Consider the following 12,022-nt stretch of genomic DNA (forward strand, 5'->3'; position numbering starts at 1 on the left):
GCTGTTTGGTTACTATAGAACGGCTGTTACGGAGAGCTGACCGAGAGGCCGAAGGTGCTCGCCTGCTAAGCGAGTATGCCCCAAAAGGGCATCTGGGGTTCGAATCCCCAGCTCTCCGCCAGTACGAATTTGAAGAAGGGTCCCATTTGGGGCCCTTTTTATTATCAAGAATGGCGGCTGGGGATTCGAACCCTCAAAAAAAGGAGGCATCCTTTCGGACACCTCCTTTCAGCGAGTGTATTGTTCTTCGATCTTACATCTCGGGCGCCTTGGCTACGGTCTCGCTCTCGGCTGTGAGCGGGCGGTTGTCGATGCGGCGGCCCAGGCGGTCGAGCTTCACAAGGAGCCACTCAATGGGATTCGGCCCTGCGCCTTCCTCGTCGGCAACCAGGTCCATAACGGCGATTTTGGTGCCGTCCTGCTTGAGTGTAACGCTGCCCACCTTGTCGCCCACATGCACCGTGCCCGAAAGATCGTCGTAGCTAACCTTTTCGGTCACCTCGCCGGCAAGAGAAAACACGGTCGCTTGCGCCGTGGGATCGGCGAGCGTGGCGTCGATTGTCTTATCCGTCCAGTCGGTTTGACTAATGCGCGCCATAAGCGGGTTGCCGTTGGCGGTCTTTTCTTGCGTGTTGGCGATTGCGACCGTCACCTTGTGACCGTAGTACCAGTTGGCAAGGGTGGCGGTATCGGTAAAGCGCTGATCGGTGGTGGTGGAGTTCAAAATAACGGTGTAGATCTCGTCGCCGTCGCGGTTGTAGGCGCTCGTAAAGCAATAGCCCGCGTCGTCGGTGGTGCCGGTCTTGCCGCCGATGTTGCCATCTTGGCCCAGCAAATAGTTATGCGTGTCCATGGAATGCGAATGGTCGGTGCCGTCGGCGCCCGTGACCTCGATCCAGGAATCCTCGCTCGCTACGACCTCGCGGATCGTGTCGTTTTTCATGGCCTCCTGCATCATCAGCGCTACGTCGTGTGCGGTTGAGTGCATATTGCCAGCCCACTCATCAAAGTCCAGACCATGCGGGTTTTCAAAAAGCGTACCGGTACAGCCGAGCTTCTTAGCGCGCTCGTTCATGGCCTTCACAAATGTGGCCTCGGCGTCTTTGGTCTTGGGGTCGATCTTCTTGCCCACATATTCGGCGAGCACGATGGCGGCGTCGTTGCCCGAGGGAATCATCAGACCGCGTAGTGCCTGCTCCACGGTAAGCTCGTCGCCTTCGAGCAAGCCGGCGGTCGAATTACCCACGGTGGCTGCGGCGTTGCTCACCGTGACCTTCTCGTCCATCTTGCAATTCTCGACGGTTAGGATTGCGGTCATGACCTTGGTGATCGAGGCGATTTTGACCTGCTCATCGGCGCCGCGCCCATAGTAGACGGTACCGTCTTTGCCCATGACGAGGGCATTGGTCGCATCGATATCGGGCAGGTTTTCGGCCGTGATGCCGCGCGCATCGGCGGTTTTGCCGCAAACATTGTCGGTCGTGAGCACTTGGGCGCCGGCGACGGTGGGCGCGCCAGCGGCAAGGGCGATAGCGCAGACAAAGCCGGCGGCAAGCTGGGCTGAGCGCTTTGCAAAAGAGGTGAGGGACTTCACAGATTTCGCTTTCGACGGGATGGTCTCTTCTGAAACTAGAGTATATCGTTTGCCGGCGTCGGCGATCATCGCGTGCGTGCGTGGCCCACATCCGCGTTCGAACGGGCACAAGGGTGCTTAAGACCGACTTAATCACCCACGCTTGTTGTGTGTGGCGTGCGTCGCCTCAGGCATAATGGAGCGCGAGAGGAGCACGCATGAACGAGCGCATACTGGTAGTTGATGACGAAAAGGCCATCGCCGACTTGGTTGGCATCTACCTTACAAAAGAGGGCTTTGATGTCCAGATTGCCTATAGCGGGGCCGATGCTGCCAAGGCGATTTTGGAGCAGGAGTTCGATTTGGCGCTGCTAGATGTCATGCTGCCCGATATCGATGGGTTTGAGCTGCTGCGTACGATCCGTTCCAGCCATACCTATCCCGTGATCATGCTGACGGCGCGCGATGCCCAGCAAGACAAGATCGGGGGCCTTTCGCTTGGCGCGGACGATTACGTGGTTAAGCCGTTCCGTCCGCTGGAGCTCATCGCGCGCGTGCACGCTCAGCTTCGCCGCTACACCAGCTACGGTAGCCGTGCACAGGCGGCCGAGTCGCCGACCATTCAGCTCGACGGCTTGGAGATCAACCGCGACGCTCGTTCCGTGACGGTGGACGGTGCACCGGTACGCCTCACACCCACCGAGTATTCAATCTTGCTGTATCTGGTCGAGCATCGCGGCAGCGTGGTGGCCGTGGAGGACCTGTTCCGCGCGGTGTGGAGCGAGGATTTTATGCCCGGCTCCAACAATACGGTGATGGTGCACATTCGCCACTTGCGCGAAAAAATCGGCGACGACGCACAAAAGCCACGCTTTATCAAAAACGTCTGGGGCGTCGGCTACATCATCGAATAGCGCCTTTGATGGTGGGGAAGTGGATATGACAAAAGACGATAGGCAGGCATTCGAGGTACTCGATCGGCTCTTTGAATACGTGAGGTCGGTCGTCGACAACCGCGCGCTTGCAACGGTGCTGCTCTTTTTGCTGAGCCTGCTGCTGATTGGCATCGACAACATCGCCGGAATCTTGACGGTGCTGCTTGCCGGCTTTTTGCTGATCGATCGATTTGAGATCGTGCGCCGCTGCATGGTGATTGGCGGCGCCGCGTGGGCCATGACGTTGGCGATTGGCGCCATGGCGCTCGGCGGCATCGAAGGGCCGGTGCTGTTCGATGCCGGCTTTGTATTCAACATGCTTGGCTTTGTGCTGGCGCTTGCCGCGTGCGTGCTGTTCTTGTGTGGCCGCGCCCTGTACTACCAGGGCTACGAACAGGGCGAGCAGCATGCCGATTGTGTGCTGGCCGCTCGTATTCAAGATCGCCTGATCGATCACCCCGACACCTGGGACAACATCGACGGCGACTTCTTGGAGGTCGAGGGCGCCCTTAACCGCGTGCGTGACCGTGAGCGCAAGGTGCAACAGGCCTTGCGTGACGAGTCGCATCGCAAGGACGATCTGGTCACGTACTTGGCACATGACCTACGCACCCCGCTTGCCAGTGTGGTGGGCTATCTTTCGCTGCTGCAAGAGGCTCCTGAGCTGCCGGTTGAGCAACGTGCGCACTTTACGGGCGTGGCTCTCGACAAGGCGCACCGGCTCGATGCACTCATCGAAGAGTTCTTCGATATCACACGCTTTGACTTCCACGATATCGTGCTCACGCGCGGCTATGGTGATCTTGGGTTGCTGCTGGCTCAGGTGGCTGACGAGTTCTATCCCATCCTCAACGAGCAGCATAAGGAAGCCCAAGTTGATATCCACGAGGACCTGACGGTGCTCGTGGATGGCGACAAGATGGCTCGCGTGTTCAACAACATCATGAAAAACGCCGTCGCCTATAGCTATGAGGGCTCGACTATCACGATTGAGGCCGGGCGCCAAGACGATGGCGGCGTGCGCGTTCGCTTTATCAATCAGGGCGATCCTATCCCTGCGGCTAAGCTCAAGGTGATCTTTGAGAAGTTCTATCGCCTGGATGCGGCGCGTGCGACCAATCGCGGTGGTGCCGGTCTGGGCCTTGCTATTGCCAAGGAGATCATCGCGGCACACGGCGGTACCGTTGCATGTGAATCGACGCCCGAACACACGATATTCACCATCGAGCTGCCCGCCGCATAGCCAGCGTGCCCTTACAAACACTTGACAATGCGCTCACGTGCATATGAGCCGCGATTTCTACTATCGATACTGCTGAATTGATATCGATGTGGAGGTATGCGGTATGACGGCTGCTGCGGCTGTGGAGCCCACGGAGCTTGAAGAACTCATGGAAGCGCAGGCCGAGGCCGCGCACGAGCGCGAGGTTGGGGATGCGACTCGCCCCACGGCAGAGGATCTTGCCGCCTCGCCGACGCGCATCGACGTCGAGGGCCTCGACCTGTTCTATGGCGACCATCATGCGCTCAAGGACGTGAATATCAAGATCCGCGACAAGCAGATCACCTCATTTATCGGGCCTTCGGGCTGCGGAAAGTCCACGTTGCTGCGCTGCTTTAACCGCATGAACGACGGCATCAAGGATTGCCGTATCGAGGGCAAGATTGCGCTCGATGGTCAAGATATCCTGGGCGATTACGACATCTGCCGTTTGCGCCAGCGCGTGGGCATGGTGTTCCAGCGCCCCAACCCGTTTCCCATGAGCATCTACGACAACGTCGCCTACGGTCCTCGCGGAATGGGAGTGCGCGATCGCGTCGTGCTCGACGAGCTGGTCGAAGACTCCCTGCGACGCGCCGCCCTGTGGGACGAGGCCAAGGACAAGCTCAAAGAGTCGGGTCTGGGTCTTTCGGGCGGCCAGCAGCAGCGTCTGTGCATCGCCCGCGCGCTGGCCGTGCAGCCCGACATTCTGCTGATGGACGAGCCGACCTCGGCACTCGACCCTGTGTCGACGCTGGTGGTGGAGCAGCTGGCCTGTGAGCTCAAAGAGACCTGCACGCTCGTGGTCGTTACGCACAATATGCAGCAGGCGGCGCGTATCTCCGATTCGGTCGCATTCTTTTTGCTGGGTGAGCTGGTGGAGCACGCGCCCACCGCGCAACTCTTCAAGAATCCGACCGATCCGCGCACGGCGGATTATTTGACGGGGCGTTTTGGCTGATACCATCTAGTAAAGGTACCTTTAGGGTTAAGATGCGGTCATGCCGGCCGCAAAGGGGTTCAACATGATCTATTACGTCGAGGACGATGACAACATCAGGGATTTGACGGTCTATGCGCTGCGCAAGCAGGGGATTGAGGCCGAAGGCTTTTCGTGCGACGGTGAGTTTAAGGCTGCCGTGGCGCGACGGGTACCCGATGCCGTCCTGCTCGACATCATGCTGCCCGATACCGATGGCTTGGCGATTATGCGTCGACTGCGTGCCGATCGCCTGACGGCGACGGTGCCCATCATGATGCTTACCGCCAAGGATACCGAGCTCGACAAGGTGATGGCGCTCGATGGCGGTGCCGACGATTACCTGACTAAGCCGTTTTCGCTCATGGAGCTTGCGAGCCGCTGCCGCGCACTGCTGCGTCGCGGCGGCATGGTCAAGCAGGCGAGCGATGTGCTCAGCGTGGGCGACATCGTGCTCTCGCCCAGCCATCGCGAGGTGACCGTTGCCGGCGAGCCGCTTAAGCTCACCCTGCGCGAGTTCGACCTGCTCGAGTACCTCATGCGCAAGCCCGGCGTGGTTTTTACCCGCGAGTCGTTGCTGCAGAGCGTGTGGGGCTGGGACTTCGACGGCGGTTCGCGCACCGTTGACGTGCACGTGCAGACGCTTCGCCAAAAACTGGGCGAGCATGCCAGCGCCATCGAGACCGTGCGCGGCGTGGGCTACCGCTTGGCCGAGCCTTCTGCCGGCGATGGTGCCAAAGGCGACGACACCGCGGCCACCGCATCGGAGGAGTAACCCGTGGTCTTCGCCCCCCAGGGAAAACATACGCTGTCGCACCGCGTTTTTGTGACGATCTTTGTCTGCGCCATGGCGGTTATCGTGGCGTTTACGGTGCTGGGTGCGTTCTTTGTGCAAAACACCTTGGCGGATGCCACGAGTGCCAATCTGGCGCAGGAAACCGAGCTCATTGCTGCCGCTCTCGACGAACAGCAGGAGCCCATCCCGTTCTTGCGTAGTCTCGATCGCGAGGACTTGCGCATCACGCTGATTAACAAGGATGGATCGGTTGCCTACGACAACGAGGCGTCGCCTTCCACACTGCCCAACCATGGCGATCGCCCCGAGGTCATCGAGGCCTTTGAGAGTGGTTTGGGTTCCGCGGAGCGCGCAAGCTCTACGCTCGACGAGATTATGCTGTATCGCGCCGTCGCCCTTGATAACGGCCAGGTTGTCCGCTTGGCGCAGGCCCAGCCTGGCGTTGCGGCGATTTTGCTGTCGATGGTGGCGCCGATGCTGCTTATCGCAGCAGCGGGTGCGGTACTCTCGTTTTTTATGGCGCGCCGCGAGTCCCGTGCCATCATCGCGCCGTTGCAAGAGGTGGATTTGGACCACCCACGCCGTAGCTATGAGCACGCCTATGCCGAGATGGTCCCCATGCTTGAGCGTATCGAGTCGCAGCGCCAGGAACTCAAGCGCCAAATGGCGGTGCTAGCGGACAACGACCGTATGCGCCGCGAGTTCACGGCGAATATCACCCATGAGCTCAAGACGCCGCTTACGGCGATTTCGGGCTATGCCGAGCTCATCGCAAACGGCATGGTCGAGGGCGAGGGCGACCTGCGCAACTTTGGCGGTCGCATCTATCGTGAGGCGGGCCGCTTGGCAGCGCTTGTCAACGATATCCTTACGCTGTCTAACTTGGACGAGGCCGAGCGTGCAGCTGAGGGCGAGGCGGTGCCCATTGGGTCCACGGAGCCTATTGAGCTCTCGCGTGCCATCTACGCGGTCGAGCAGCGTCTTGAACAGGTCGCCCGTCAGGCGAATGTGACGATAAGTCATGAGACCAAGCCTGTGGTCATCGAGGGCGTGTCGCGCTTGATTGACGAGCTCATCTATAATCTGGCAAGCAACGCCATCCGCTACAATCGACCCGGCGGTACGGTTACGCTGCAGTGCGGCACCAACGACGAAGGCCATCCGTTCCTTGCGGTCGCCGACACGGGAATCGGTATCGCGCCTGAAGAACAGGGCAAGGTATTTGAGCGGTTCTATCGCGTGGACAAGAGTAGGTCCAAGGCACGCGGCGGAACCGGTCTGGGGCTTGCCATTGTCAAGCATGCGGCCCTGTATCATCACGCCACGCTCGATCTGTCGAGCGAGTTGGGCGTGGGAACCACCATTACGGTGACGTTTCCCATACAGCAGGACGAGCCATTCGCATAGCGATACAACATAGATATTGATGTAGACGCCGCATTTGACTTTCGGGTGCGGCGTTGTTGTGCAATTTTACGATTGCTTCCGACATTTTTACAGGAGAGCCTGTTTCTTATGTATAGAGTTTGGTCTCGGTAAAAAGATGCGATAACATACGGACAGTTTTGTCAATCCGAACTGGGGAAATGAAAGGCAAGCTGCATGACCCTTCTCGAACTGTTCCAGCTGCTGAAGAAGCACCTTCAGCTGGTCATCACCCTTCCGGTGGTCTGCGCGATCGCCATGGGCATCGTGTCCTTCGTTGCGATGGACAACACCTATACCGCGACGACGAGCATGTACATTCTCGCCAAGACCGACGATAGCGGTCAGATGAGCTACAACGATCTCTCGGCGAGTCAGATGCTTTCCAACGATATCGCCACGCTGCTGGATAGCGATAGCGTTAAGAGCGGCGCAGCCAATGAACTGGGCCTCACCGATCTGGATGACTACAAGGTGTCTGTTTCCTCCGAGACCACCACGCGTGTCATTACGCTTTCGGTTACCGGCACCGATGCCAAGGAGACGGCTAAGGTCGCAAAGGCCATAGCTAGCTCGGTGAGTACGGTCGCTCAGAACGTCGGCGCTGCCCAGAGCATCAACGTTATCGACGAGGCTAAGACCCCCGAAGCCCCCAGCGGCCCCAAGCGTATGCTGTACGTTGCTGTCGCGTTCCTCGCGGGCATCTTTATCGCAGTTGCCTATGTCGTTTTGGCAGACATGCTCAACACCCGCATCCGCGGTGCCGAAGAGGCAGAAGAGCTCCTGGGCATTCCCGTTGTTGGCCGAATTCCGGCTATGAAAGGTGGTAAATAGGCATGGCTAAGGCAAAGAACACCGATAAGCTCGTTGTACAGAATGCCGCCAAGACCCTTCTGGCCAACATCCGCTTTGCGAGCGTGGACGACCCCATTCGCACCATCACCGTTACCTCCTCGATTCCCAACGAGGGCAAGTCTACGGTTTCCATTAACCTTGCTCAGGCAATTGCCACGAGTGGCAAGTCCGTGCTCCTGGTTGAGGCCGATATGCGCCGCAGGTCCCTTTCCGATATGCTCGGCGTTCGTTCGCGCGGCGGACTCTATGCGGTTCTTTCCGAGCAGATCTCCATTGACCAGGCAATTGTCGAGACGGGTCAGAAGAACTTCTACTTCCTCGATGCCGAGCCGCATATTCCCAATCCTGCCGACATCATCGTCTCTCACCGCTTTGCCAAGCTGGTAAAGGCACTGTCTGCTAAGTTCCAGTACGTCATCTTCGACGCTCCCCCGGTCGGCACCTTCATCGATGCTGCCGAGATTGCCAGCCTGACCGACGGCACGCTGTTCGTGGTGCGCGAGGACTTCACCAAGCGCGAGGAGGCGCTCAACGCCATCGGTCAGCTTAAGAAGTCCGAGAAGGTCAAGCTCATCGGTACCGTTATGAACTACTGCGAGACCGAGACCAGCGAGTACTACTACTCCTACTACACCAAGGACGGTAAGAAGGTTAAGAAGGGCTCCGACGATCAGGGGACTTCCAAAAAGGGCATCTTCACCAACCGAGCAAACGTTTAGTTGATTAAGGCTGACCTATGCGTGACATTCATTGCCATATCTTGCCGGGTGTAGACGACGGCGCCGCCGATCTCGATGAGAGCTTGGCGATGCTCGAGGCTGCCAAGCGGGCCGGTGTAACCAGAATCGTTTGCACTCCTCACTGCCGTGATCCCTATTTTGATTACGACAAGATGTGGGATGCCTTTGAGCTGCTGCGTGATAACGCTGACGGTTTTCCGCTCCAGATGGGCTTCGAGGTCAACCATCGAAAGCTCGTTGAGCTTGGTATCGATGCCGCGGAGCACTTGCATTTCGATGGGACCAACGAGTTTCTGCTCGAACTTTCGACGCATGCCGATGCGTATGCGTTTAGAGAGTACGAGAACACGATTTACGATTTGCAGTGCCGTGGCTACCAGGTGATCATCGCTCATCCTGAGCGCTATCGTGCGGTTCAAAAGGATGTAAGCGTGGCGGAGCGTCTGGTCGATATGGGCTGCAAGCTGCAGGCTTCGGCGGACTTTATTGCCGGCGGTCGCTTTGGTCGCGAGAAAAAGCCGGCACAGCGCCTGTTCGATCAGAACCTGTACAGCTTCATCGCGAGCGATGCCCATAACGTGGGTCATTACGACTGCCTGGCGAAGGCTCGCGCGAAGTTTAGCGTACGCGGAGCTCATTTTCGCTAAAATCTGTCCCTAACGTTCGCATTGAATGAAAGGGCAGCCATGGATATCCAACTTAAGACGGGATGCTTTGATGACGCGGCGTTGGTGCGCCGCGTCGTTTTTATGGACGAGCAGGGCTACGAGAATGAGTTCGACGCTATCGACGAGGATCCAAACTGCATTCATGTGACGCTCTATGTAGACGGCGAGCTTGCCGGTTGCTCGCGCGTGTTTCCCGAAGAGCTTGAGCGCGTGGCTGACGCAGAGGCCCCGGTGTTGCCGGCATGCGACATGGACGAAGGCGTTGCGGCGGGGGAGACCTACATTATGGGGCGCGTCGCCGTGCTGCCGGCTATGCGTCGTCGCGGACTGGCGAGTGCGATCGTGGAGACCAGTGCTTCGTGTGCACGCGATGCCGGCGCCAAGCTTATTAAGCTGCATGCGCAGGAATACGTGCTGCCGCTCTATGTAAAGGCGGGCTACACGCAAATTGCCCCGGTAGATTACGAAGACGAGGGCCAGCCCCATGTCTGGATGGCCAAGCGCGTAGATGGCAGATAGGGACGTTCCTTTTCTGCCGGCAGCTGGGGACACTCCTTGGCAATTGACGCATTGGAGCGCTCGGACATACAGTTTTTCGATTCCGTATGTATATATGCGCGCTATTGGGTTATAAAATCTAAGTCTGAACATAGCAGGTCTGCGATGCGGCTCGGGCAACCGGGCCGTTTTTGCGGACGGGGGTAGCGCGAAAGGACTGCACATGCGTCAATTTAAGACCGAGAGCAAAAAACTGCTCGACCTCATGATCAACTCCATCTACACCAATAAGGAAATCTTCCTGCGCGAGCTTATCTCTAACGCGAGCGACGCCGTCGACAAGCTCAACTTTAAGAGCCTGCAGGACCCGAGCGTCAAGATCGACCAGGGCGACCTGGCCATTCGCGTCTCCTTTGATAAAGACGCCCGCACCATTACCATCTCGGATAACGGCATTGGCATGACCGCCGAGGAGCTGGAGCGCAATCTGGGCACCATCGCCCATTCCGGCTCCGAGGAGTTTAAGACCGAGAACGCCGAGCAGCAGGGCTCCGATGTCGACATCATCGGTCAGTTTGGCGTGGGCTTCTACTCGGCTTTTATGGTCGCCAGCCATGTGAAGGTCGTCAGCCGCGCCTACGGCGAGGATGTCGCCCATGTGTGGGAGTCCGACGGTCTTGAGGGCTACACCATCGAGGACGGCGAGCGCGCCGAGCACGGTACCGATGTCATCCTGACGCTGCGCGAGAACGAGAAGCTCGATGCCGACGGCGAGGCCGAGACCTACGATCGCTTCCTGACCGAGTGGGGTCTCAAGAGCCTGATTCAGCAGTACAGTAACTATGTGCGTTACCCGATCCAGATGATGGTGTCCAAGAGCCGCCAGAAACCCAAGCCCGAGGACGCCGGCGACGATTACAAGCCCGAGTACGAGGACTACCAGGAGCTCGAGACCGTCAATTCCATGACACCGATCTGGAAGAAGCACAGCTCCGATGTCGAGCAGAAGGACTACGACGAGTTCTACAAGTCCACGTTCCACGACTTTGACGATCCTGCGCGCACCATCAGCTTCCACGCCGAGGGCACGCTCGAGTACGATGCCCTGCTGTTTGTGCCGGGACGCGCGCCGTTCGATCTGTACAGCAAGGACTACGAGAAGGGTCTGGCGCTCTACAGCTCCAACGTCCTGATCATGGAGAAGTGCGACGACCTGCTGCCCGACTACTACAACTTTGTCCGCGGCGTCGTGGATTCCGCCGACGTGTCGCTCAACATCTCGCGCGAGACGCTGCAGCAGAACCGTCAGCTCAAGGCCATCGCCAAGCGTGTGGAAAAGAAGATTACCGCCGACCTTGAGGATATGCGTGACAACGACCGCGAGGCCTACGAGAAGTTCTTTGAGAACTTTGGCCGCGGTCTTAAGTACGGCATCTACTCGAGCTATGGCATGAAGGCCGATGAGCTCGCCGACCTGTTGCTGTTCTGGTCTGCCAAGGAACAGAAGATGATTACCCTGGCCGAGTATGCCAAGGGCATGCCTGAGGATCAGAAGGCCATCTACTACGCCGCCGGCGACTCGCGTGAGCGCTTGGCCAAGATGCCCGTGGTAAAGGGCGTGCTCGACCGCGGCTATGACGTGCTGCTGCTGACGCAGGATGTGGATGAGTTCACGTTCCAGGCTATGCGTGAGTACGTTGCCGCCGATATGCCCAAGATCTACGAGGACGATGCTGCCCGCGAGGCTGCCGAGAAGGCAGTTGCCGATGGTGCCGAGCCCGAGGTCGAGGATCGTCACCTGGAGCTTAAGAACGTCGCGACCGGCGATCTTGACATGGCGACCGATGACGAGAAGAAGGAGGCCGAGGACGCCACCAAGGAGAACGAGGATCTCTTTAACGCCATGAAGGAGGCGCTCGGCGACAAGGTCGAGAAGGTCGCCGTCTCTGCGCGTCTGACTGACGCTCCCGCCTGCATCACCACCGAGGGTCCGCTTTCGCTCGAGATGGAGAAGGTGCTCCAGAAGGGGCCCGAGGGCGCGCCCGACGGCATGCCCAAGAGCCAGCGCGTGCTCGAGCTCAACGCCAAGCACCCGGTCTTTGACAAGCTTGTCGCTGCCCAGAAGGCAGGCGACGCCGATAAGATCAAGCAGTACTCCGGCTTGCTCTACGATCAGGCCCTGCTGGTCGAGGGCATCCTCCCCGAGGACCCCGTTGCCTTCGCAGCAGCTGTCTGCGAGCTTATGTAATTGGGTAGTTACGCGGTTCTACGAACCGCGTAACTACTCGACGC

At 58.7% G+C, this 12,022-nt stretch carries 11 protein-coding genes and 1 tRNA gene; 11 read left to right on the forward strand and 1 reads right to left on the reverse strand.

Going from position 1 to position 12,022, the window contains the following annotated elements; all coding sequences use genetic code 11:
• The first annotated feature begins 30 nt into the window (after positions 1 to 30).
• A tRNA-Ser gene (locus DW850_RS02090) sits at positions 31 to 121 on the forward strand.
• 132 nt (positions 122 to 253) lie between these two features.
• Here the strand turns inward: DW850_RS02090 and DW850_RS02095 are convergent.
• Complete coding sequence (locus DW850_RS02095) at positions 254 to 1,594, reverse strand: D-alanyl-D-alanine carboxypeptidase family protein (protein WP_158565206.1); 1,341 nt, start codon at positions 1,592 to 1,594, stop codon at positions 254 to 256.
• A 197-nt stretch (positions 1,595 to 1,791) separates the two neighbouring features.
• Here DW850_RS02095 and DW850_RS02100 point away from each other — a divergent pair, with 197 nt between their 5' ends.
• The 10 genes from DW850_RS02100 to htpG all read left to right on the forward strand — a co-directional run bounded on the left by DW850_RS02100 (position 1,792) and on the right by htpG (position 11,978).
• Positions 1,792 to 2,487, forward strand: a complete 696-nt coding sequence (locus DW850_RS02100) for a response regulator transcription factor (RefSeq protein ID WP_117786109.1) — start codon at positions 1,792 to 1,794, stop codon at positions 2,485 to 2,487.
• Positions 2,488 to 2,512: 25 nt separating this feature from the next.
• On the forward strand, positions 2,513 to 3,751 hold the full coding sequence (locus tag DW850_RS02105) for a sensor histidine kinase KdpD (protein ID WP_117786110.1): 1,239 nt from the start codon (positions 2,513 to 2,515) through the stop codon (positions 3,749 to 3,751).
• Between the two features lie 103 nt (positions 3,752 to 3,854).
• Complete coding sequence (gene pstB, locus DW850_RS02110; RefSeq protein ID WP_199575481.1) at positions 3,855 to 4,730, forward strand: phosphate ABC transporter ATP-binding protein PstB; 876 nt, start codon at positions 3,855 to 3,857, stop codon at positions 4,728 to 4,730.
• A 64-nt stretch (positions 4,731 to 4,794) separates the two neighbouring features.
• Positions 4,795 to 5,523, forward strand: a complete 729-nt coding sequence (locus tag DW850_RS02115) for a response regulator transcription factor (RefSeq protein WP_117786111.1) — start codon at positions 4,795 to 4,797, stop codon at positions 5,521 to 5,523.
• A 3-nt stretch (positions 5,524 to 5,526) separates the two neighbouring features.
• A complete protein-coding gene (locus DW850_RS02120; RefSeq protein ID WP_117786112.1) occupies positions 5,527 to 6,951 on the forward strand; it encodes a cell wall metabolism sensor histidine kinase WalK in 1,425 nt (474 codons plus the stop codon).
• A gap of 195 nt (positions 6,952 to 7,146) precedes the next feature.
• Complete coding sequence (locus DW850_RS02125; RefSeq protein WP_117786113.1) at positions 7,147 to 7,803, forward strand: YveK family protein; 657 nt, start codon at positions 7,147 to 7,149, stop codon at positions 7,801 to 7,803.
• Positions 7,804 to 7,805: 2 nt separating this feature from the next.
• On the forward strand, positions 7,806 to 8,543 hold the full coding sequence (locus DW850_RS02130) for a CpsD/CapB family tyrosine-protein kinase (protein ID WP_055309657.1): 738 nt from the start codon (positions 7,806 to 7,808) through the stop codon (positions 8,541 to 8,543).
• A 17-nt stretch (positions 8,544 to 8,560) separates the two neighbouring features.
• Positions 8,561 to 9,211, forward strand: coding sequence for a tyrosine-protein phosphatase (locus DW850_RS02135; RefSeq protein WP_022094060.1), 651 nt, complete (start codon positions 8,561 to 8,563; stop codon positions 9,209 to 9,211).
• A 39-nt stretch (positions 9,212 to 9,250) separates the two neighbouring features.
• The gene (locus DW850_RS02140) at positions 9,251 to 9,751 is read left to right on the forward strand and encodes a GNAT family N-acetyltransferase (RefSeq protein ID WP_117786114.1); all 501 of its coding nucleotides are present in this window, start codon (positions 9,251 to 9,253) and stop codon (positions 9,749 to 9,751) included.
• 202 nt (positions 9,752 to 9,953) lie between these two features.
• The gene (gene htpG, locus DW850_RS02145; RefSeq protein ID WP_117786115.1) at positions 9,954 to 11,978 is read left to right on the forward strand and encodes a molecular chaperone HtpG; all 2,025 of its coding nucleotides are present in this window, start codon (positions 9,954 to 9,956) and stop codon (positions 11,976 to 11,978) included.
• Positions 11,979 to 12,022 lie beyond the last annotated feature (44 nt).

The sequence above is a fragment of the Collinsella sp. AM36-4AA genome, assembly GCF_003467795.1.
GTDB lineage: Bacteria > Actinomycetota > Coriobacteriia > Coriobacteriales > Coriobacteriaceae > Collinsella.